The sequence below is a fragment of the Neobacillus mesonae genome (assembly GCF_023715155.1).
Lineage (GTDB): Bacteria > Bacillota > Bacilli > Bacillales > Cytobacillaceae > Neobacillus > Neobacillus mesonae_A.
Window position 1 is genome coordinate 12,846 of record NZ_JAMBNQ010000014.1, and the last position, 24,334, is coordinate 37,179.

A 24,334-nucleotide genomic window follows, 5' to 3' on the forward strand; every position below is an offset into this window, starting at 1 on the left:
TGTCTATCCATTTCCCGTTATTCTTTTCTATTCTTCTTCATTCTTCTCCAGCTGTTGATCATCTGTATGGAGTTCATGAATAAGGGTTTCAATTCGATTTCCATAATCGATTGATTCATCAAATTCAAATATGATTTCAGGTGTTTTACGCAGACGAATACGGTGTCCGATTTCGGATCTAATAAACCCTTTGGCTTTTGCCAGGCCTTTTAATGTATTCTCTTTTTGCTCGTCATCACCCAAAACAGATATAAATACTTTGGCTTGTTGAAGATCTCCTGTAACTTGAACGTCTGTCACTGTCACAAAACCAATTCGCGGGTCTTTGATTTTGCGTCCAATGATATCACTTAATTCTTTTTTCATTTGCTCTCCAACACGGTTAGGTCTATGGCTCATTACATTCACCTCTTAACTTAAAGCCATTCAATCTCGGTGATTGTTCTTTCTATTTCCGGAAATGAGTCAATTAATTTTAATGCGTTTTGTAATTCGTGTTCTGCCCCTGTCCGTGCCTGGGATACTACAGTAATGGCTATTCTTGTTCTTTGCCATACATCATGATAGCCAACCTCAGCCACAGAAACATTAAATCTTTGACGTAAACGAGTGATAATCCGCTGTAATACAGCACGTTTCTCCTTTAATGAATGGGCATCATAAATGATACATTCACAGTCGGCTGAGCCGATGATCATTTACGTTCCACTTCTTGCATTACATATGCCTCAATGATATCTTCTTCTTTAATATCATTATAATTCTTAATTGTTATACCACATTCATATCCTTGTGAGACTTCCTTGGCATCATCTTTGAAACGTTTTAATGCATCGACTTCACCTTCGAAGATGACTATTCCATTACGAATGACACGTACACCGCTGTCACGGGTAATCTTACCATCTGTCACATAAGAGCCGGCAATTGTTCCAACTTTTGAAACCTTAAATGTCTGACGAACTTCAGCTTGACCAATAATTTTTTCTTCAAATTCAGGATCAAGCATCCCTTTCATGGCTGCTTCCATTTCCTCTATCACTTTGTAAATGATGCGGTGAAGCCGGACATCAACTTTTTCTTCTTCGGCAGCACGTTTGGCGTTAGCATCCGGCCGTACATTAAAGCCGATAACGATTGCGTTTGATGCGGCTGCAAGGGAAATATCAGATTCATTAATGGCTCCTGTGCCATTATGAATAATTTTAATATTAACGCCTTCTACATCAATTTTATTTAAAGAAGCTGCCAGGGCCTCTGCAGAACCTTGAACATCTGATTTTAAAATGACATTCAGGTCTTTCATTTCTCCCTGCTTCAATTGTTCAAATAAATTGTCAAGGCTAACGCGGGTCTTTTCTCCCCGTTGTGCAGCCACTGCGGCTTGAGAACGTGCTTCTCCAACATGACGTGCTGTTTTTTCATCATCAAAAACAACAAACCTATCGCCGGCCTGCGGTACATCATTAAGACCTGTAATTTCAACTGGAGTAGATGGACCAGCTTCTTTTACACGGCGGCCTTTATCATTAATCATTGCCCGAACACGGCCAAATGTATTACCAACCACTATTGGGTCGCTTATTTTTAATGTACCATTTTGAATCAGCAAGGTTGCAACTGAGCCTTTTCCTTTGTCTAAACGGGCTTCGATTACTGTACCTATTGCCTTCCGGTTTGGATTTGCTTTTAGTTCTCCTACTTCGCTGACCAATAAAATCATTTCTAATAAGTTGTCGATTCCATCACCATTTTTAGCTGAAATTGGAACAAAGATGGTATCGCCGCCCCAAGCTTCTGCTACAAGTCCATGCTCAGTAAGCTCCTGCATTACCCGGTCAGGGTTGGCCGCCTCTTTATCCATTTTATTCACTGCAACAATAATTGGCACCTCAGCAGCTTTCGCATGGTTAATCGCCTCTACTGTCTGAGGCATAACACCATCGTCTGCAGCAACCACAAGTACAGTTATATCCGTAATTTGTGCACCGCGTGCCCGCATTGTCGTAAATGCAGCATGCCCAGGTGTATCAAGGAAGGTAATTTTTTTACCATTATTGACAACTTGGTAGGCACCAATATGCTGGGTTATTCCCCCTGCTTCCCCTTCAGTAACTTTCGTATTACGAATGGAATCAAGCAATGTTGTTTTACCATGGTCAACGTGACCCATAATTGTCACAATTGCTGGTCTTTCCACTAAATCTTCTTGATCATCTTCGGTAAAGTAAACCTCTAAATCAGTGGTATCAACTCTAATTTCCTCTTCTACTTCTACTCCATATTCACCAGCAATCAATTCAATTGCATCTTTATCTAAATCTTGGTTAATAGTTGCCATTACACCAAGCAAAAAGAGTTTTTTAATGATTTCTGATGGCTCACGATGCAGTTTTTTAGCAAGTTCTGCTACAGTTAAAGAATCGGTAAAGGTAATTTTTGTTGGAAGTTCTTTCTCTTTTTTCTTTTGCGGAGCAGCTTGCTGAACATGTGGTTGGTTTTTCCGCTTGTTTTGATTTCTGTTGTGATTATTATTATGAGACTTAGACTTTCCTTTTCCTCCCTGAAAAGCTTTATTTTCTTTAGACTGATATTCTTGATCGTGTTTTTTGCCTTCTTTATTTTTAGGAGGTGCCGATACCTTTACCTTATTAGGTGCAGCTAATTTATCATCATCCTCAATGGACTTTGGTCCGGTCTTGCCCGCCGCAACAGGTTTGTTTGCTTGTTTATTTTGACCAGGGCGGTTGTTGGGACGTTTCTCATGAGAAGTATTCGCCGTTTTTTGCTGGGTCTGATTTACCTGTTTTTTCTCTCGGGAATTACTTTCAGTTTTATTGTAGGCAGAATCAAGCTTTTTAATATCTGCTTCTTCTAATGTTGCCATATGGTTTGTTACCTCAATATTCATTTCTTTTAATTTTGTAATGATTTCTTTACTTGAAAGATTATGTTTTTTCGCATATTCATACACACGTAATTTACTCATTATTTTTCACCCCCGCTAGAATTAATCGAGCAACGATACCAGTTTTTTAGCAAATCCATCATCCAACACAGCAACAACCACGCGGGCCTCTTTACCAATCGCTCGACCAAGAAGATGACGGTTTTCAACCATTTTCAATGGGACCATATATGAATTACATTTATCTGTAATTTTCTTTGCAGTATTTTGAGATGCATCCTTGGATAGTAATATGAGCTTTGCTTTACCGCTCCGAATCTCTTTAATGCTGAGCTCCTCACCCGAAATTACTTTTCGTGCCCGATTAGCCAATCCAAGTAATGAAAACCATTGATTTTCTGTCATTTGGTTGACTCAGTTCTCCTTCTCTATTAACTCAAGCAGTTCTTCATAAATCTCATCCTTCACCGCCGCTTCCAAGTGACTGGATAAGATATTTTTTTTCTTAGCTAATAAAACTGCTTCCTTATCTTTTGAAAGGTATGCTCCTCTTCCGGATTTCTTTCCGGTTAAATCAATGGAGACATCTCCTTCTTTAGAGCGAACGATGCGAACGAGTTCTTTTTTCGGTTTCATTTCACCCGTAGCTACACATTTGCGCATTGGAACTTTTCTTTTTGTGTTCATCATCATTCACCTCGTCCTTACTCTAATTCTTCATCATCATAGTCAAAATCAGTGTCGACTTGATCATCAAACAGCTTGATCATTTCCTCACGCGGGTAAATCCCCAATTCGCGAGCTTCAGATTCTGATTTAATGTCAATTTTCCAGCCGGTTAACTTGGCTGCAAGGCGGGCATTTTGACCTCTTTTGCCAATTGCTAATGAAAGCTGATAATCAGGAACAACTACTGTAGTTGCCTTCTCCTCTTCCTTAACAATAACATCAAGCACTTTTGAAGGGCTGAGTGCATTGGCAACAAATACAACAGGGTCATCTGACCATTTGACAATATCTATTTTTTCACCCTTTAATTCGTTTACAACCGCCTGAACTCTTGCACCTTTAGGTCCTACACAGGAACCAACCGGATCTACCTCAGGATTATCAGAATGGACGGATATTTTTGAGCGATCACCCGCTTCACGTGCCACGGATTTAATTTCGACCGTGCCGTCGTAAATTTCAGGCACTTCAATTTCAAATAATCGTTTTAATAAACCAGGGTGTGTACGAGAGACAAAAATTTGCGGACCCTTTGTTGTTTTTTCAACTTTTGTGATAAAAACTTTTATCCGATCATGCGGTTTATATTTCTCATTAGGCATTTGCTCATTTACCGGAAGTAAAGCCTCAATTTTGCCTAGACTCACATAAATAAATTTCGAATCCAGTCTCTGGACAATACCAGTCATGATATCTTCTTCACGGTCAATAAATTCAGAATAAATAATTCCTCTTTCTGCCTCTCTGACCCGCTGAGTCACAACCTGTTTAGCTGTTTGTGCTGCAATTCTGCCAAAATCCTTAGGAGTTACTTCCATTTCGACGACATCTTCCACCTGATAGTTCGGATTAATGTGTCTGGCATCTTCAATTGAAATTTCAAGCCGTGGATCGAAGACTTCATCTACAACCTCTTTACGGGCAAAAACACGCATTGAACCTGTATCTAAATTCAAATCTATTCGTACATTTTGGGCCTGATTAAAATTGCGGCGGTATGCAGATATAAGTGCCGCTTCAATGGCGTCAATTAGAACATCCCTCGAAATACCTTTTTCTTTTTCCAGCACCATAAGAGCATCTAATAATTCGCTGCTCATTTGTTCGTATCCCCCTAATCATATTATATTCTACAGTTAATTATGAAAAAGTAACCGCGAGCCTCGCATTTGCTACTTTTTCATAAGGAATTTCGATGGTCTTTTTACGGGTTTTTATTTTTATTTCTATTTTTACTATCTGGCCATCAAATTCTTGTAAAATTCCTTCAAAGTTTTTTTCCCCATCAATTGGTTCATACGTTTTAAGAAAAACATTTTTTCCGATTGCTTTTTCAAAATCCTTTGGTTTTTTTAAAGGTCTTTCTGCTCCGGGAGATGATACTTCAAGGAAATAGTTATGTGGAATCGGGTCAATCTCATCAAGTTTTTCACTGAGACGTTCACTCACCAATCCGCAATCCTCAATATCAACACCTTTATCTTTATCAATATATACGCGAAGAAACCAGCTTTTTCCTTCCTTCACATATTCAATTTCTACAAGTTCAATGTCAAGTTCTTGACATATTGGCGCAGCCAGTTCTTCGACCATTTCAGTTACTTTGCTCATGTAATACCTCCTTTTCCACCCAACTACTATGTACCTGCTGATATTTTTTCAAAGTAACAAGAGTAGCGTAAGCGCCTGTTCAAAGGCAGCAGGCACGAGACCAGCTTTCTTGAGGCTGCGGCTTGCGGCCCCTTAACCCCATGGCGCTTCAGTAACAACAAAAAAACCGTGTAAACACACGAAAGAGTGGGAGGGACCCCACTCTTTAGATACGAGAGTAATCATTAGTATTTCCAATAAAACTATACCATAACCAAATTCTATATGCAAACCCAAGAAATTTTACTTCCATTAAAATAGAGAAAGTTGGTTTTGATCTGGAAGTGATTCTAAACAGCCTTGATTATCTAGGTATTCTAGAATAGTTTTGGATACTTTTCCACGTTGCTGCAGGTCTTCCTTCGATAAGAATTCACCCTTGGCACGTGCATTTACAATGTTGATTGCAGCATTAGTTCCAAGGCCAGGGATTGAATTGAATGGTGGAATTAATGAATTACCATCAATAATAAATTCTGATGCAGCAGATTTATATAAGTCGTAGTTTTGGAATGAGTACCCTCTTTCGGTCATTTCGAGCGCTAATTCCAAAACGGTTAATAAACTTTTCTCTTTATTGGATGCATCCAATCCTTTTGCATTGATTTCTGCAATCCTTGCACGAATCGCTTCAGAACCATGTGTCATTGTTTCAATTTCGAAGTCTTCTGCACGAACTGTGAAATAGGCTGCATAGTAAAGAAGCGGTAAATGAACTTTAAAATAAGCAATCCGCACTGCCATCAAAACATATGCGGCAGCATGTGCTTTTGGGAACATGTACTTTATTTTTTTACATGAATCGATATACCATTCCGGCACTTCATTCCTGCGCATTTCTGCTTCCATATCATCTGTTAAGCCCTTCCCTTTACGGACAGACTCCATGATTTTAAATGCAAGTGAAGGCTCTAGCCCCTGATAAATCAGGTATACCATGATATCATCACGACAGCCGATTACTTCGCTTAATGTACAGGTTTGATTTTGAATTAATTCCTGAGCATTTCCAAGCCAAACGTCTGTACCATGTGAAAGTCCAGAAATTTGAACCAGTTCTGAGAAGGTTGTCGGCTTTGTATCCTCAAGCATCTGTCTAACAAACCTTGTTCCAAATTCAGGGATACCCAGTGTCCCTGTTTTACACATGATTTGTTCCTCGGTAACTCCCAAAGATTCAGGGCTGCTGAATATTTTCATTACCTCTGGGTCGTCCGTTGGAATGGTTTTTGGATCAATCCCGCTTAAATCTTGCAGCATCCTAATAACCGTCGGATCATCGTGTCCGAGTATATCTAGTTTTAAGACGTTATCATGAATGGAATGGAAATCAAAATGGGTTGTTCTCCATTCAGAATTTCTATCATCAGCCGGGAATTGAATAGGAGTAAAATCAAAAACATCCATGTAATCAGGAATAACGATAATACCCCCAGGGTGCTGGCCGGTTGTCCGCTTAACACCCGTACAGCCTGAAGCAAGCCGTTCAGTTTCAGCATTTCTCATATGGAGATTATGATCCTGCTGATAGGCTTTTACATAGCCAAAAGCTGTCTTATCTGCGACTGTACCAATGGTACCTGCCCGATATACATAGTCATCACCGAACAAAACCTTTGTATAGTCATGGGCGCGCGGCTGATATTCACCAGAGAAGTTCAAGTCGATATCTGGAACCTTGTCCCCTTTAAAACCAAGAAATGTTTCAAAGGGAATATCATGACCATCTTTACGATATTTAGCTCCGCAATTTGGACAGTTTTTATCTGGTAAATCAAAACCAGAACCAACCGATCCATCATCAAAAAACTCCGAATGTTTGCATTCAGGGCAGATATAATGAGGCGGCAGTGCATTTACTTCAGTAATTTCCGTCATCGTGGCAACTAATGAGGAACCGACTGAACCCCTGGAACCAACTAGATATCCATCATTAAGTGATTTTTTTACAAGTTTGTGGGCGATTAAATAGATGACGGAAAATCCATGACCGATGATACTTTTCAATTCTTTTTCAAGCCGTGCTTCAACTATTTCCGGCAGCGGATCACCATAGATCTTGTGAGCCATGTCATAGCTCATCTTGCGCATTTCATCCTCTGCACCCTCGATCTTTGGTGTATACAATTCATCTTTGATTGGTTTAATGTCATCAATCATATCTGCTATTTTATTGGTATTGGTAACCACTATTCTCTTGGCCTTTTCCGCACCAAGAAATGAAAAGGCATCAAGCATCTCATTGGTTGTCCTGAAATGAACATCCGGAAGTTCATGACGATTTAATGGATTGGCACCGCCCTGTGAACTAATCAGGATTTTGCGGTAAATTTTATCATTTTCATTCAAGTAATGAACATTTCCAGTTGCCACCACAGGAATCTCAAGTTTATCGCCAAGTTCCACGATATTGCCGATTATTTGTTCAAGGGCTTTTTCATCACGAACAAGTTCCATCTCAATTAATGGTGCATAAACTTCTTTTGGCATGACCTCAAGATAGTCATAAAAGCGGGCAGCTTCTTCAACTTCTTCGGGAGTCTTTTGCATCATTCCTTCAAAGACCTCTCCCTTGTCGCAAGCAGAACCAACAATTATTCCTTCACGGTATTTCTGCAGTAACGAACGAGGTACTCTTGGAACCCGGTAAAAATACTCAATATGAGCGATGGAAATAATCTTAAATAAATTTTTCAAACCAGCCGCTGTCTGTGCAATAAGAGTACAATGATAAGGTCTTGCACGCTGATATGCATTCCCTTTCCCCATGTTTTCATTAAGCTGGTCATGATACTCAATCCCTTTTTCTTGAGCATCTTTTAACATTTTTAATAATAAATAGCCTGTAGCTTCAGCATCGTAGATTGCCCGGTGATGTTGAGTTAATTCAATATCAAACTTTTTGGTTAACGTATTTAAACGGTGATTCTTTAACTCTGGATAAAGAAAACGGCCAAGTTCTAATGTATCAATTACTGGATTTTTTGCTTTTCCTATACCGATATTTTTATATCCGACATTTAGGAATCCCATATCGAACGAGGCATTGTGTGCAACTAAGACCGCATCTTGTGCCCAATCATGAAACCTTTGGAAGACCTCAGACGTTTCTGGTGCGTTTTGTACCATATCATCCGTTATACCTGTTAAATTTATGGTTGTAGCCGATAAGCGGTGATGCGGGTTGGCAAAAGATTCAAATCTGTCGATTATTTCTCCGTCTTTCACTTTTACAGCTGCAAGCTCGATAACCGTATTATAGACAGCAGAAAGGCCGGTCGTCTCAACGTCGAAAACAACATAGGTATCGTCTGAAAGCAGCCTGTGAGCATCATTGTAGGCAATAGGAACGCCATCATCCACTAGATTTGCCTCGACGCCAAAAAGAATTTTAATATCGTTCTTCTTACCTGCACTAAATGCTTCCGGGAATGATTGAGCGCCAGCATGGTCTGTTACAGCAATTGCCTTATGACCCCATTTTTTTGCTTGGGCAACCAGCGCACTTACTGGTGTTACGGCATCCATTTGACTCATTGGTGTATGAAGATGGAGCTCCACTCGTTTTTCGTTTTCCGGTGCTGTATCCTTCCGCTCAACCGGCTTAATTTCATGTATATCATTCGCAATCATCACAAGATCCCGGACGAAGGTATCATTTTGTATACTTCCGCGGGCCTTTACCCACATTCCTTTTTTGACACGTTGAAATTGGGCAGCATCCTCTTTGTCACGGGAAAACATTTTCACCATAATGGAACTGGTATAGTCTGTAACTTTAAATGTAAGCAGTGACCGTCCGCTTCTTAATTCACGTATTTCAGCATCAAAGATATAACCCTCGACTACTACTCTTCTTTCTTCATCTACAATTTCAATCATACTGCGAAGATCATGGTCATCTTTAATTGTAAGACCGATTGAAACCGGGCCATCCGAAACGTCGCCATTAGCTTGGTTATTTTCTGCCTCTTTCTTCTGCATTTCCACCATTGCTAAAAGGGCCCGTTCTTGATCTTCTTTCTCTTTAGCCCGTTGAAATTGTTCATATTCTTCATTTTTTTCATCCTTTTTGATTTCCGTATCCATTGAAATGAATGGAAATCCTAAAGATTGAAGTATATTGCTAATGACAGAACCATATTTATTTTTTAATGTCATTCCTTCAGCTTCATTGTGAACCGCAACGGTCAATTTGTTTCCATTGACTTCTGGAACTTGTCCATTTAAAAGCTTAATCAGGGGCGGCGAAATACCATCAATTTGCTGGATACAATAGCTCCAGTATTGTTGTAGTAATTCAGCAGTAAAAGCGGAATTTTCGGTGTGGATTTCGTAAGTAATAATAGCGATATTAGAAAAAGCTCTTTCTAACCGTGTTGCAAATTGGATATAAACATTAAAAGGAAGAATTTTTTCAAATAAAAATTGAAAATGCCACTTCCTTGATTTTTTTTCAACTAATAGCCTTTCGATTTGCGCATTGTTGAAATACACTACAACAGCATCCTCAACTAATTGCAGCTGCTGGAGCAAGAGTTGGAATCGCTCTTTATTGCCCAAGGCATGTTCGCTCATCGTTCTCTCTCCCATCCTAATTCTCTCTAACAAAACATAATTATATCACATCAGTTTATCAAAAATCGGTTTTATTCGACAAAAACCTTCATCCATTTTTTGTCCATAAAAAAATAAGGAACCAATAAAGCTGGTTCCAAATTTGTTTATTCCGCCTCAACGGGCAGTAAGACTCCCACCTTAAAATTATTGAGTAAACAAAGAAATTAGTTAGGAGATCTACTGCCTGTAAAGGTCCGATTTGTGAAAAACAGCAAAACTTACCGATGCGTAAGCAAAGGTTAGTCTAAACCTATTTGTACGGACTCTTTATCAGTGCGGCACCAACGATATTAAAGTCAGTACAACGGGACTATCCATCAGTGGGGTTGAAGAACCAACTGATGGAAGTTTTACTTTATTTTAAGAAGAACCTCTGTATATCATTCCATGTGACGACAAGCATGAGCAGCATCAGTAAAGCAAAGCCGATGAAATGTACCATTCCCTCTTTTTGCCTGTCAATTGGCTTTCCTCTCACTGCCTCAATGGCAAAAAACATCAATCTGCCGCCATCAAGTGCAGGAATTGGTAATAAGTTCATAATTCCTAAATTGATACTTAAAATACCTGCCCATTTCATTAGATAATAAATTCCCGATTTTGCAACTTCATCGGTTGAATAGTAAATCCCTACAGGACCGGATAGTGCATCAATAGAAAACTGTCCTGTAACTAATTTACCAACCATTACAAAAATTTGTGTTGTCCAAAAATAAGTTTCTTTCGCCCCAGCCGTAACTGCTTGAACAGGAGATTTTTCTACAGGACTATAAACCCCGATAATCCCTATTTTATCTCCTTCGACCGCTTTCTCTTGTGGTGTTACTTGGACATCCTTTTCTTGTCCATTACGAACAATTGAAAAATCTAATTTTTCATTTGGATTTTTACGTATGATTTCAACTACGTCAGACCAGCTTGTAATTTCTGACCCATTAATGCTCTGAATAATGTCATCTTTTTGAAGTCCAGCAGCATTTGCGGCACCATCCTTTGTGATAACCCCAAGTTTTGGTTCATTTGTCGGCACGCCTTGTAATAAAGCGATAATAATAAATACCACAAAAGCCAAAACAAAATTCATAGCCGGACCTGCAAAAATAGTCAAAAATCTTTGCCATAATGTTTTGGAGGCAAACTGTCTGTCAATCGGTGCAAGCTGTGTCTCCACACCATTTTCTACAATGACCGCTGCGGGATGAATAGGAAAAGTCTGCATGTTTTCATTATCATCATCAGGATACCCTTTTATGATCAAATCCTTTTCAATATCCGCATGCTCTACTTCAACAATTCGGCAATTAGGATATTTATCTTTATTATTAAGGATAATTTTACTTACTTGTTCTTCCTTATTAAATAATAATCCAATCCGATAACCAGGCTTAATCTCAACCATTTCCGGGTCTTCTCCAGCCATGCGGACATAACCGCCAATTGGCAGCAGCCTGATTGTATAGGTTGTCTCTCCCCTTTTATGAGAAAAAACCTTTGGTCCCATACCGATTGCAAACTCACGGCACAATATTCCGGCTCTCTTGGCAAAAATGAAATGACCAAATTCATGAAAGAAGACTAATGCACCAAAAATTACGATAAAGGCAATAACTGTATTCAAAAATATAACCACCTTTTTTTGGGGTAGGAAAGGATCTTTATTCCTTTAATCGACTGTGAATAATTATCACAGCCGATGCTATTTTTAATTATAACAGTGATTGTACATACTGTCTTGTTTCCTTGTCAACTTCGTGAATTACGTTTAAGCTCGGATAATCAATGGTTTGATGATGTTCTAACGCCTTTTCAACCAAATTTTCAATCTGTAAAAAACGTATCTTGCCTTCCAAAAAGGCAGCAACAGCTGTTTCATTCGCAGCATTTAAAACGGTCGGCAAGGTTCCCCCAATCCTGCCAGCTTCATAGGCGAATTTAAGGCAGCGGAAACGTTCCAAATCCATTTCTTTAAAATGCAATTGGCCTATTGCTGCCAAATCCAGCCGATGTCCTGACGGGAGCGGCATACGATCCGGGTAGGTAAGAGCATACTGGATTGGAACCCGCATATCTGGTGTTCCAATCTGACCTTTGATGCTGGAGTCATGAAATTCAACCATTGAATGAATAATGCTTTCTTTATGAAGAAGGACATCAATTTTATCATATGGCATATCAAACAGCCAATGTGCCTCAATGACTTCCAACCCTTTATTCATCATACTGGCTGAATCAATCGTGATTTTTGCACCCATCGACCAATTTGGATGATTTAGCGCTTCTTCAACAGTGACATCTTCTAACTCGCTTCGAGTTCGGTCTCGAAAACTGCCCCCAGACGCAGTTAAAATCAATCGTTCGATATTTTTCTCTTTTTCCCCCTGAAGCGACTGAAAAATAGCAGAATGTTCACTGTCAACTGGTAAAAGCGGAACATTATTTTTCTTAGCTGCATCTACTACTAAATGTCCTGCTGTCACCAATGTTTCTTTGTTCGCAATGGCAATGGTTTTGCCACATTCAATGGCTTGCAGTGTTGGATTTAATCCAACACTGCCTAACACGGCATTCACAAGTATATCCGCTTTTTCATAAACAGCCGTTTCAATTATTCCTTCATCCCCGTATGTGAAATTAGTATGGGGAAATTCTGCTTTTAATGTATTAAAATCATCAAAATTTTGGACAGATACTAATTCTGGTTGAAATTCACCAATAATTTTCCGGGTTAGCTCAATGTTTTTCCCAACAGATATTGCTTTAATAGTAAATTCATCTTGGTGCTCACGGACAACATCAAGTGTTTGAATCCCAATGGATCCTGTTGCCCCCAATAAACTAATATTTTTCAAAATAAGTCATCTCCTATAAGAAAGAAAAGCGTAAGCGCCTTGGCCAGCCTCAGGCAAGCACAAGCCAATCTGGCTGAAAGCTTTATTGCCTATGACCAGATTGGCTTGTGACGCCGGGAGTTCGGTGCTGGAGCTGTACATTCTTGAAGGTCTTAAATATTAAATTTAAGACCAAATGTGGAATAAATGCAGCAATGGCAGAACAAAAAGTAAGCTGTCAAAGCGGTCGAGGATACCGCCGTGACCTGGTAAAATATTTCCTGAATCTTTCACATTAAAATGGCGTTTATAGGCAGATTGGACAAGGTCTCCAATTTGTCCAAATATGGAAAGAACAATCGTCATCCCTATTAATGTGATAATAGTAGCATTAAAGTCAGAAAAGAGTCCGAAAAAAATTGCTACCACTACTGCACAAACTATTCCGCCTAAAGACCCTTCTACCGTTTTATTCGGGCTGATTTCCGGCCAAAGTTTATTTTTACCCATTGCTTTACCAAAAAAATACGCCCCGGAATCAGTAGCCCATATGATGAATAACGAATAAAAAATATACACAATTCCTGCTTCACGTGTTTCCATGAAAAAATAAAAACCGATTCCTACATATATCGAGGATAAAATCGAAAATCCGGCATCCTCAAAATCAAAGCGGTTTTTCGTGATAACCGTATAAGTCAATAATAAAAGGATTAGCGCAATACTTATTTCAACTTTAGAATAATAAAAGTCATTAAGAATTTCATTTGGTAAAAGAAGAATCCACAGAAGAATTAACGCCAAAAACCCATAAGGCGAAAAAATACTTAATTTCTTCATCCTCATTAATTCATAGAGTCCAATACTGGCAAGAACATATGTCAACAGCAAAAAAGGAAGTCCGCCATAAAAAACGATTGGCAGAAATAGCGCTGCTGCAACGACCCCAGTTATGATTCTTTGCTTCATTAATAATTTCAACACCTTTTTAATATTAGAGAAGGTTAAAAATAAAATGATTGGCTAGACGGGATTCATTATTTGGTGAAACATCCCTGCCTTTATATTCCTCCAAAGCGTCTTTGTCTTTTTTGAAAAACCTCTATCGCTTCCAGCAGATGTTCCTCACTGAAATCAGGCCATAACACATCCGTAAACCAAAACTCCGAGTAAGCTAATTGCCATAACATAAAATTACTTAAACGGATTTCACCGCTTGTCCGAATTAATAGATCTGGGTCTGAAAAATCCGCTGTCATCAAATAAGATGAAAAAATCTGTTCATTCAAGTCAGATTCGTTCAGTGTTCCATTTTGACAATCAGTTAAAACCTTTTTTACTGCATCAATAATTTCGGCTCTGCTGCCGTAATTTAATGCAAAATTTAATACTAACCCATCATTATTTTTAGTCTCTTCCATAGCTTTTTCTATTGCACGCAGTGTATGTACGGGAAGTTGATTTTTATATCCCATCATTTTTACCTGAACATTATTTTCCACCAATTCAGGAAGAAATGTTCCAAGAAATTCTTCAGGCAGTTTCATTATATAATCGACTTCATTTTTTGGCCGTTTCCAGTTTTCTGTCGAAAAAGCATACAGAGTAAGTGTCTTAACGCCAAGATCATTAGCGAGCATGGTTGTTTTACGAACTACTTTCATACCTTCATGATGGCCCGCAATCCTTGGCAGTGCCCGCTTTTTAGCCCAACGGCCATTACCATCCATAATGATAGCGACGTGTTCTGGTATGGGTGACTTTTTTAACTCTTCTATTTTATCTCGGAGTATGGAAGAATTATTTTGATTCTTCCAAAGCCTAATTTTATTAAACATAACATTTGCTCCTCGAATACTTATTCATTTCCTCCGAAATTAAACTGCTTGTTACCAACAATATGTATTGTAGAAATTATCCAGCATGTTTATATCATACCAAATAATCCAAAAGATATCTTCATTTAATAACCTATGTAAATTAAAATGAGTTCAGAATAATGATTAGAACTTTTATCCCGCATTAACGGGATGTAAGAACTGCTTTTAGGCTTACATGCAAAGAAGGATATGCGGGAGATTAACTGCCCGTAAATGCCCGATTGGTTCAACTAATAATTAGCGGTGAACGAAAACCTTCCCGCTGATTAAAGTTTCACTTTATTATACTTCCCCGTTAATTTTCGCTCAACCATCAAACTTATAATAGCAGGGATAACATTATTACAGCCAATAGGAAAAAAACCCCCTAAAAAAGAGGGTCTCCCTATTTCTATTCAAGGTACTTTCGCTTTTCTTTATTAAACTTCCATAATTTCTTTTTCTTTATCTTTCGTAATTTGATCAATTTTGTTAATCTGATCATCTGTTAATTTTTGGATGTCATCTGAATACCCTCGAAGAGCATCTTCAGTAATTTCGCCATTTTTTTCAAGTTTTTTCAATTCATCATTTGCATCACGACGAATATTGCGGATAGCAATCTTCGCTTCTTCTGATTCTTTTTTCACCAATTTAACAAGCTCTTTTCTACGTTCTTCCGTCAATTGTGGAATGGCAAGACGGATAACAGACCCATCGCTGGTTGGATTTAATCCAAGGTCAGATTTTAAAATCGCTTTTTCAATCTCGCCGAGGATTGACTTATCATATGGCTGAATTACTAATAATCTTGCTTCTGGAGTTGAAATCCCAGCAAGCTGATTAACTGGAGTCGAGGCACCATAATAATCAACAGTAATTCTGTCCAATAATGATGCATTAGCTCTTCCTGCACGGATGCTTGCAAGTTCTCTAGTGTATGCTTGGATCGCTTTCGTCATTCTCTCTTTTGCCGAATTAATAACTTGTTTAGGCATTATTTCTTCCCCCTAACAATTGTACCGATTTTTTCACCCATAACTGCTTTTTTAATATTTCCTGGTTCTGTAATAGAAAAAACAATTAGCGGAATATCATTATCCATACATAAAGAAGATGCTGTAGAGTCCATTACAGCTAACCCTTCTTTAATTACATCAAGGAATGATAAGTCTTCATATTTTGTTGCACTTGGATCTGTTCTTGGATCTGCAGAGTAAACACCATCGACATTATTCTTTGCCATCAAAATAACTTCTGCATCAATTTCTGCTGCTCTTAATGCAGCAGTTGTATCTGTCGAAAAATATGGATTTCCTGTTCCTGCTGCAAAAATAACCACGCGGCTTTTCTCTAAATGCCTCATAGCTCTTCGTCTTATATATGGCTCAGCCACTTGACGCATTTCAATGGAAGTTTGTACACGGGATTCAATTCCCAAGTGTTCTAAGCTGTCTTGAAGAGCCAAGGAATTCATTACGGTTGCAAGCATGCCCATGTAGTCAGCTGTTGCCCGGTCCATTCCCATTTCACTGCCGATTTTACCACGCCAAATATTGCCGCCGCCAACAACAACTGCTGCTTCAACTCCAAGCTCTGCTATTTCTTTAACCTGTGTGGCAATTGATTTTATTACGGAAGGTTTAATTCCAAAGCCTGTGTCACCAGCTAATGCCTCCCCGCTTAATTTCAACACCACGCGTTTGTATTTAGGACTACTCATATAAACCTCCGATTAGAAAAGCACAGGGCGCCCTTCCATTCGACAAGAACAGGCAAGCCGATATAAACCGGCTTTTAACCTTCTTAATGGATTGACCATGATGAAACAGCCGATGGCACCCGGAGCTAGACCTTTTCAAATTTCAAATTTTTCTTTAAAAATAGGGAACACACATCGTGTCCCCTATTCAGAATCTATTTCAGTAACATTCCCTTAAAATTCAATTAAAGTTTCCCTTAAGAAAAGTTGACTATTGTTTATTCACTTGGTTCATAACTTCTTCAGCAAAGTTATCTTCACGCTTTTCAATTCCTTCTCCAACTTCATAACGAACGAATTCACGAAGTGTTGCACCTTTTGATTCAACGAATTGACGTACTTTTTGGTCAGGATTCTTAACAAAAGCTTGGTCAAGGACACATACATCCTCAAAGTATTTTCCTAAGCGGCCTTCAACCATCTTTTTAACAATATTTTCTGGTTTTCCTTCATTAAGAGCTTGCTGTGTTAATACTTGACGCTCATGTTCAACTTCCTCTTGTGATACTTGATCACGAGAGACATATTTAGGATTTAAAGCTGCAATATGCATTGCTACATCTTTTGCAGCATCTTCATCAGAAGTACCTTCTAATACTGTTAAAACCGAGATACGTCCGCCCATGTGCAGATAAGCACCAAATGCATCATTATCACCTTTTGATACAATTGTAAAACGGCGAAGAGTTAATTTTTCTCCAATTTTCGCAATTGCAGCATTAACATGGTCAATAACAGTTGCGCCATTTTCCATTGTTTGAGTTAATGCTTGTTCAACATCAGCTGGTTTGTTTTTCAATAAGTGTGAAGCAAGTTCTTTTACAAGAGTTTGGAATCCTTCGTTTTTCGCTACAAAGTCAGTCTCAGAATTCACTTCTAAAATTACCGCATCATTACCTTCTGTTAAAATGGAAGTTAATCCTTCTGCAGCAATACGATCAGCTTTTTTAGCTGCTTTGGCAATTCCTTTTTCACGTAAAAAGTCAATTGCTTTTTCCATATCACCGTTTGTTTCAGTCAGTGCTTTTTTACAATCCATCATACCTGCGCCGGTTTTTTCACGTAATTCTTTTACCATTTGTGCAGTTACAGCCATTATAAAATCCTCCTTAATATTCTATGTACCTATCTTAGCCATACACGCTAAAGATAAACTTTGTCATAATTATATTTCTTTAAAAAAAGGTGATAAAGGGTCTCCCTCTTATCACCTTTTTTTAGTTTACATTATTAAAATTATGCTTCCACCGCTGCTACTTCTTCGCCTTGTTTTGCTTCAAGGATGGCATCAGCCATTTTAGAAGTTAATAGTTTTACCGCACGAATTGCGTCATCATTCGCTGGGATAATAACATCAATTTCGTCTGGGTCACAGTTTGTATCAACAATTCCTACGATAGGAATATTTAATTTCTTTGCTTCAGCAACAGCGATGCGCTCTTTACGAGGGTCAATAATGAATAATGCATCTGGAAGCTGCTTCATTTCTTTAATACCGCCTAAGAACTTTTCAAGACGTTCTTGTTCTTTTTTCAATTGAACAACTTCTTTTTTAGGTAAAACATCAAAAGTTCCATCTTCAGCCATTCTCTCGATATCTTTTAAACGTGCGATACGTTTTTGAATGGTTTCAAAGTTTGTTAATGTACCACCTAACCAACGATGGTTAACATAATACATTCCAGAACGTTCTGCTTCTTCCTTAACTGAATCTTGAGCTTGTTTTTTAGTACCAACAAACAGCATTGTTCCGCCATTTGCAGCAAGTTCTTTTACCCAGCTATAAGCTTCTTCAACCTTCTTAACTGTTTTTTGAAGGTCAATGATATAAATGCCGTTACGCTCAGTGAAGATATATTTCTTCATTTTTGGGTTCCAACGGCGAGTTTGGTGTCCGAAATGTACACCAGCTTCAAGTAATTGTTTCATAGAAATTACTGACATGTAACTTTTCCTCCTAATGGTTTGATTTCCTCCGCTTGTCTCATCTTCAAACAGAAACTGTCGAAACAGCACCATCCGTTCAAATCAACAAACGTGTGTATTAACACCAAGAATTAATATAGCACAGACAAAAAAAACAATCAAGTTTTACTTTAAAAAAATTGGGTGCCTGGCTCTATGTGACATTCACATGGTGCCTGACACCCTTTACTTGCTTCTTCTTAATGAGATTTTAATTTCTCAAGTTCTACTAAGAACTTATCATTAAGAACTTTGATATAAGTACCTTTCATACCAAGTGAACGGGATTCGATAACTCCTGCACTTTCAAGCTTTCTTAATGCATTAACAATCACGGAACGGGTAATACCGACTCTATCAGCAATCTTTGAAGCAACTAATAGACCCTCTTGTCCGTTAAGTTCTTCAAAGATATGTTCAATTGCTTCAAGTTCACTATAAGATAATGAACTAATTGCCATTTGAACTACAGCTTTGCTTCTTGCTTCCTCTTCAATTTCTTCTGCTTTTTCACGTAAAATCTCCATACCGACTACAGTAGCGCCATATTCAGCAAGAATAAGATCGTCATCTGAAAATTGATCATGAAGTCTTGCAAGAATAAGAGTGCCTAATCTTTCCCCGCCGCCGATGATTGGAACGATTGTTGTCAAACCTTCGCGGAAAAGTTCTTGGTTTTCCACAGGGAATGCAGTATATTCACTTTCAACCCCAAGATTGGAAGATGTTTCAGTAATATTAAATAAGTTATGAGTATATTCCTCAGGAAATTGACGTTCTTCAAACATCTTCTTCATACGTTCATTTTCGATTTGCTGATAAATGGATAATCCAAGAAGCTTACCACGTCGGCTTACAATAAAAATATTTGCTTCAATAGTTTCACTTAATGTATCTGCCATTTCTTTAAAGTTTACTGGCTTTCCTGCTGCTTTTTGCAATAAAACGTTAATTTTTCTAGACTTTGTTAGTAAATCCATCTGTTTCTTCCTCCTAAATAGCTGCAACCATTATTTAATTTTTGTGTTATTGAAATATTTCTTTGAATTAGGTACCTTGAAAACCTTAAACCTATACCTTTATAAGATATATTGGCTTAAATCCTTATTTTTCGAAATAGCTCCAAGTTTTTCATCTACATATTGAGGTGTAATCGTAATTTTATCCATTGTGATATCCGGTGCTTCAAATGAGAGGTCCTCTAAAAGCTTTTCAAGAATAGTATGAAGACGCCGAGCCCCGATATTATCTGTATTCTGATTCACTTCAAAAGCTATTTCTGCGATTCTATGAATAGCATCGTCAGAAAATTCAATTTGTATACCTTCTGTTTCTAATAATGCATTATATTGCTTAATTAATGCATTATCAGGTTCGATTAAGATGCGATAAAAATCATCAACTGTCAGCTTTGTAAGTTCAACACGAATTGGCAGACGGCCTTGAAGTTCTGGAATTAAATCAGATGGTTTAGCCATATGAAAGGCACCAGCTGCAATAAATAGTACATGGTCTGTTTTGATAGGTCCGTACTTCGTTACAATCGTTGAACCTTCTACTACTGGTAAAATATCTCTTTGCACTCCTTCTCGAGAGACATCTGCAGTTGAACCGCCTGAATTTTTGCTGGCAATTTTATCAATCTCATCGATAAAAATAATACCTGTTTGCTCAGCACGATAAATGGCTTCTGTTGTTACCTCATCCATATCAATTAATTTGGATGCTTCTTCATTTGTTAGTACCTTTCTAGCTTCTTTGACCGTTAACTTTCTTTTCTTGTGTTTTTTTGGCATGAAACTGCTAAGAGCATCCTGCATGTTCATACCCATTTGCTCAATTCCAGAGCCTTGAAAAAGATCAAACATAGATGGAGCTTGTTCTTCTACCTCTACTGTGACCACTTCGTTTTCCAAGTCCCCAAGGGCTAACTTTTCTCTTACAATTTTCCGTTTTTCGTGAATTGAGTAATCCTCTTGAGGTGTTTCTTGTTCAGAAGCAGAATTTCCGCCGCCAAATAACATTTCTAAAGGATTTTTATAGTTGTTTGATTTTTTAGCCGCTGGTACTAATAACTCAACCAGCCTATTGTTAGCATTCTCCTCTGCCCGCTCCTTAACACTCTGCATCCGCTCTTCTTTGACAAGACGAACAGCAGTTTCTGCCAAGTCACGGACCATTGACTCCACATCCCGGCCCACATAGCCTACCTCTGTAAATTTAGTGGCTTCCACTTTTACAAATGGTGCACCAACTAATTTAGCAATTCTGCGGGCTATTTCAGTTTTGCCGACACCCGTCGGCCCAATCATTAGAATATTCTTAGGAATAATTTCATCCCGCAGATTTTCGTTCAATAGACCTCTTCGATATCTATTTCTAAGTGCAACCGCAACTGCTTTTTTCGCATCCTTTTGCCCAATGATATATTGATCAAGTTTTTCAACAATTTGGCGTGGCGTTAAATCGGATTTTTTACTCATTTTATGTCTCCTCCCATTAAAGCTCTTCAACGATTATGTTATGGTTTGTGTAGACACATATTTCTGCAGCAATTTCCAATGAAGCCCTGGCAATTTCTTTGGCAGATAAATACTCACCCGAATACTTTTTAAGGGATCGTCCTGCCGCCAGCGCATAATTACCTCCAGAACCGATGGCCAATATACCATCATCCGGTTCAATGACTTCACCTGTGCCGGAGACTAATAGTAAATTTTCACGATCCATGACAATAAGCATTGCTTCGAGTTTCCTAAGCACCTTATCGCTTCTCCACTCCTTCGCGAGTTCTACAGAAGCTCTTTGAAGGTTACCGTTAAATTCTTCTAACTTTCCTTCGAACAGTTCAAAAAGGGTAAAAGCATCGGCTACAGAACCTGCAAAACCTGCTAATACCTTCCCATTAAAAATCTTCCGAACTTTTCTCGCTGTATGCTTCATCACAACCGTATTGCCCAATGTTACTTGACCATCACCAGCCATGGCGCAGTGTCCATTATGGTGAATAGCAAAAATCGTTGTTGCATGAAATTGATTCATTTAAGATGGTCCTCCCTTTGGAGTTAATTATTTGTATTTCACAATTTGTACAGTTTAACTTATGTAAAATATTTTCAAAATATCATTAACATATTAGAGTTAACGGTCTTCAATATTAATTTTTAATGATGATTTCCTAAGTGTCACTGTAAATGCTCTGTTAGTCTTTTTTGCTCAGAATTGAACAATATGTTCAGTTGATAAAAGCTATCAATGGCTCAATTGTTTATTTTGAATAACTCTAAAACAATTGTAAATACTTGATAACTAACTTTAATAAAATGTTCACAATTACAAACAATTATTCCCGCAAAGGCTACTACATATTATCACACTTCCAAAACCCTTGCAACGTTTTTTACAAAATCTTCATAAAGTTCTGAATTGTTCCTAATATAAGTCTTTAATTCCAAAATTACCCGTTGATAACCTCATTTGCTCTTCATGGAACCATTTAAGACTATCCTTTGATTTGACCCATATTGCATTGTACTACATGAATTAAAAACAAAAAAGCTTTTAGATTCAGAAACAATGTAAAAGAGTGGATTTTTATCCACTCTTAGCTTTGCGGTTCTTCCTTGTAGTCACAATTTACACATTGAACTTGGACACCTTTTTTCAATTTCTTTTCAACCAGGAGTCCCTCACATTTCGGACATTGCCTTGGCAATGGTTTATCCCATGAAATAAAATCACATTCCGGATAACGGCTGCAACCGTAAAATAAACGTCGCTTCTTACTTTTTCTTTCGATGATGGTGCCTTCCTTACATTTAGGACACGTAACCCCAATTTCTTTTACAATTGGTTTAGTGTTCCGGCAGTCAGGGAAATTGCTGCAGGCCATAAATTTTCCGTAACGGCCCATTTTGAACACCATTGGTGAACCGCACATTTCACAATCTTCTCCTGCAGGTTCATCTTTAATTTCTATCTTTTCCATTTCTTGTTCCGCAATTTTCAAATGGGTCTCAAACTCTTTGTAAAAGGCATCAATCAGTTGTACCCATGGCATTTTTCCATCTTCAACATTATCTAATCCGTTTTCTAATTTGGCTGTAAATTCCACATCGATGATTTCTGGAAAAAATTCAACCATGACTTCATGCACAATTTCCCCAAGCTCTGTAGGGATAAAACGTTTATTATCCAGCGTAACATAACCACGTTTTTGAATCGTATCCAGCGTTGGAGCATATGTGGAAGGTCGTCCGATTCCCAGCTCCTCCAGCGTCTTTACTAATCTTGCTTCAGTATATCTTGGCGGCGGCTGAGTAAAATGCTGTTTAGGATCAATGTCCTTTTGAAAAACTTCGTCTCCCTCATTTAAATCAGGAAGCATCTTTGCAATTTCATCTACTTGGTCATCAGATCCTTCTACATATAGTTTCATAAAACCTGGAAACTTTATTTTCGAACCAGTAGCCCGGAAAATAACGTCGCCATTCTGCAAATCAACACTCATTGTATCCATTACAGCCTGTGCCATTTGACTGGCTAAAAACCGCTCCCAAATTAATTTATAAAGACGAAGCTGGTCTCTGGATAAGAATTCCTTTAAGCTATTTGGTTCCTTATACGTGCTGGTTGGACGAATGGCTTCATGTGCATCCTGAGCATTTGTCTGCTTTTTTTCTTTTCTTTGCTCCGTTTTTAAATAATCGTCACCATAGGTTGTTTTTATAAAATCAACAGCTTCCGTTTGTGCCACTTCAGATATCCTGGTTGAATCCGTTCTCATATAGGTGATTAAACCAACCGTTCCTTCTTTACCAAGTTCAATACCTTCATAAAGCTGCTGGGCAAGCATCATCGTTTTCTTTGCCCGGAAGTTTAATTTCCTTGCAGCTTCCTGCTGAAGTGAGGAGGTCGTAAAAGGTGGTGCTGGATTTCTTTTTCGTTCTTTTCTAGTAACAGATAGTACTTTGAATTTATTTCCGTCTAATTTTTTTAATACTTTTTGTACATCTGCTTCAGATTTTAATTCCGTTTTTTCCTTGCCGGTCAGTGAATAGAAAGATGCACTAAACTGGTTTGTACCTTTAACGAAATCTCCTTCAATTGTCCAATATTCTTCTGGGACAAAGGCCTGTATTTCCTTTTCGCGGTCAATGATTATTCTGACGGCAACAGATTGAACCCTTCCTGCACTTAATCCTTTTTTTACTTTTTTCCACAAAAGCGGACTGATATTATAGCCTACAAGCCGATCCAATATCCTTCGGGCCTGCTGAGCATCGACTAAATCCATATTGATTGGCCGAGGGTATTTAAAAGAATCCTTAATCGCATCCTTTGTAATTTCATTGAAAACAACCCGGCAGTCAGATTCCACATCTACCCCCAGACTTTGTGCCAGATGCCAGGCAATGGCTTCCCCTTCACGATCGGGGTCGGCTGCGAGATATACTTTCTTTGCTTTTTTTGCTGCTGTTTTTAATTCTTTTAAAACTGGTCCCTTTCCCCGGATCGTAATATACTTTGGTTCAAAGTTATGCTCTACGTCGACACCTGTTTGACTTCTTGGTAAGTCTCTTACATGACCCATCGATGCTTTTACTTTATATTTTTTCCCTAAGTATCTTTCAATCGTTTTCGCTTTTGCCGGCGACTCTACGATGACAAGAAATTCAGTCATGTTTATTCCTCCTTAAATAAGAGGGAAATTATGAAAGCGCCTAGAATACGGCGAGTGCCTTTTTCTATGATGCTCACAATTTGAGAAGTTTTCTAAATTCCAAATTCCATTGAATTTACTTGTTTCAAAAATTTTTTTTACAAAACTCCCTTATCCCAAATATGTTCAATTATTATTTATCCCGCATTAACGGGCAGCAGCCCCCCATTTCAAGACTTAGCGTTTAGCGGGAAGCAGATGTGGGGGGGAACTGCCGCATGCGCCCAATTTGTGAGATAGAGTGAAACTTTGCCGCCGTGATTTTGGCGGCTTCGTTAAACCAATCAGGTT

The 24,334-nt window shown here is 38.4% G+C and carries 20 protein-coding genes; all 20 read right to left on the reverse strand.

Annotated elements, in window-relative coordinates; all coding sequences use genetic code 11:
• Positions 1-27: 27 nt before the first annotated feature.
• The 20 genes from rbfA to topA all read right to left on the reverse strand — a co-directional run bounded on the left by rbfA (position 28) and on the right by topA (position 24,004).
• Entirely contained in the window at positions 28-399 is a 372-nt protein-coding gene (gene rbfA / locus M3183_RS13280) for a 30S ribosome-binding factor RbfA (RefSeq protein WP_251470446.1), read from the reverse strand.
• A 17-nt stretch (positions 400-416) separates the two neighbouring features.
• Positions 417-698: a DUF503 domain-containing protein gene (locus M3183_RS13285; protein ID WP_251470447.1), complete on the reverse strand. Its 282-nt coding sequence runs from the start codon at positions 696-698 to the stop codon at positions 417-419.
• Positions 695-2,989 (reverse strand): translation initiation factor IF-2, encoded by a 2,295-nt coding sequence (gene infB, locus M3183_RS13290; protein WP_251470448.1) that lies wholly within the window; start codon positions 2,987-2,989, stop codon positions 695-697. Before infB ends, M3183_RS13285 begins: the two co-directional genes overlap by 4 nt.
• A 21-nt stretch (positions 2,990-3,010) precedes the next feature.
• Positions 3,011-3,313: a YlxQ family RNA-binding protein gene (locus M3183_RS13295; RefSeq protein WP_251470449.1), complete on the reverse strand. Its 303-nt coding sequence runs from the start codon at positions 3,311-3,313 to the stop codon at positions 3,011-3,013.
• Positions 3,314-3,322: 9 nt separating this feature from the next.
• A complete protein-coding gene (gene rnpM, locus M3183_RS13300; protein ID WP_251470610.1) occupies positions 3,323-3,595 on the reverse strand; it encodes an RNase P modulator RnpM in 273 nt (90 codons plus the stop codon).
• Between the two features lie 17 nt (positions 3,596-3,612).
• Positions 3,613-4,737, reverse strand: coding sequence for a transcription termination factor NusA (gene nusA, locus M3183_RS13305; RefSeq protein ID WP_251470450.1), 1,125 nt, complete (start codon positions 4,735-4,737; stop codon positions 3,613-3,615).
• Positions 4,738-4,777: 40 nt separating this feature from the next.
• Positions 4,778-5,248, reverse strand: coding sequence for a ribosome maturation factor RimP (gene rimP / locus M3183_RS13310; protein ID WP_251470451.1), 471 nt, complete (start codon positions 5,246-5,248; stop codon positions 4,778-4,780).
• Between the two features lie 291 nt (positions 5,249-5,539).
• Positions 5,540-9,865, reverse strand: coding sequence for a PolC-type DNA polymerase III (locus tag M3183_RS13315; protein WP_251470453.1), 4,326 nt, complete (start codon positions 9,863-9,865; stop codon positions 5,540-5,542).
• A gap of 397 nt (positions 9,866-10,262) precedes the next feature.
• Positions 10,263-11,525, reverse strand: coding sequence for an RIP metalloprotease RseP (rseP, locus tag M3183_RS13320; RefSeq protein ID WP_251470455.1), 1,263 nt, complete (start codon positions 11,523-11,525; stop codon positions 10,263-10,265).
• A gap of 88 nt (positions 11,526-11,613) precedes the next feature.
• A complete protein-coding gene (gene dxr / locus M3183_RS13325) occupies positions 11,614-12,756 on the reverse strand; it encodes a 1-deoxy-D-xylulose-5-phosphate reductoisomerase (RefSeq protein ID WP_251470457.1) in 1,143 nt (380 codons plus the stop codon).
• Between the two features lie 165 nt (positions 12,757-12,921).
• Positions 12,922-13,704 carry a phosphatidate cytidylyltransferase gene (locus M3183_RS13330; protein WP_251470460.1) on the reverse strand — a complete coding sequence of 261 codons (783 nt, stop codon included), beginning with the start codon at positions 13,702-13,704 and terminating at the stop codon, positions 12,922-12,924.
• 92 nt (positions 13,705-13,796) lie between these two features.
• Entirely contained in the window at positions 13,797-14,573 is a 777-nt protein-coding gene (locus M3183_RS13335) for an isoprenyl transferase (protein ID WP_251470463.1), read from the reverse strand.
• Positions 14,574-15,034: 461 nt separating this feature from the next.
• Positions 15,035-15,592: a ribosome recycling factor gene (frr, locus tag M3183_RS13340; protein ID WP_251470466.1), complete on the reverse strand. Its 558-nt coding sequence runs from the start codon at positions 15,590-15,592 to the stop codon at positions 15,035-15,037.
• Positions 15,592-16,317 (reverse strand): UMP kinase, encoded by a 726-nt coding sequence (gene pyrH, locus M3183_RS13345; RefSeq protein ID WP_251470469.1) that lies wholly within the window; start codon positions 16,315-16,317, stop codon positions 15,592-15,594. Before pyrH ends, frr begins: the two co-directional genes overlap by 1 nt.
• 250 nt (positions 16,318-16,567) lie before the next feature.
• Positions 16,568-17,452, reverse strand: coding sequence for a translation elongation factor Ts (tsf, locus tag M3183_RS13350; RefSeq protein ID WP_251470472.1), 885 nt, complete (start codon positions 17,450-17,452; stop codon positions 16,568-16,570).
• 140 nt (positions 17,453-17,592) lie between these two features.
• Positions 17,593-18,300, reverse strand: coding sequence for a 30S ribosomal protein S2 (rpsB, locus tag M3183_RS13355; protein ID WP_251470474.1), 708 nt, complete (start codon positions 18,298-18,300; stop codon positions 17,593-17,595).
• 221 nt (positions 18,301-18,521) lie between these two features.
• Positions 18,522-19,301 carry a GTP-sensing pleiotropic transcriptional regulator CodY gene (gene codY / locus M3183_RS13360; RefSeq protein WP_251470475.1) on the reverse strand — a complete coding sequence of 260 codons (780 nt, stop codon included), beginning with the start codon at positions 19,299-19,301 and terminating at the stop codon, positions 18,522-18,524.
• 99 nt (positions 19,302-19,400) lie between these two features.
• The gene (gene hslU / locus M3183_RS13365; protein WP_251470478.1) at positions 19,401-20,804 is read right to left on the reverse strand and encodes an HslU--HslV peptidase ATPase subunit; all 1,404 of its coding nucleotides are present in this window, start codon (positions 20,802-20,804) and stop codon (positions 19,401-19,403) included.
• A gap of 16 nt (positions 20,805-20,820) precedes the next feature.
• On the reverse strand, positions 20,821-21,363 hold the full coding sequence (hslV, locus tag M3183_RS13370; protein ID WP_251470479.1) for an ATP-dependent protease subunit HslV: 543 nt from the start codon (positions 21,361-21,363) through the stop codon (positions 20,821-20,823).
• A gap of 562 nt (positions 21,364-21,925) precedes the next feature.
• Positions 21,926-24,004 carry a type I DNA topoisomerase gene (topA, locus tag M3183_RS13375; RefSeq protein WP_251470481.1) on the reverse strand — a complete coding sequence of 693 codons (2,079 nt, stop codon included), beginning with the start codon at positions 24,002-24,004 and terminating at the stop codon, positions 21,926-21,928.
• Positions 24,005-24,334: the final 330 nt, after the last annotated feature.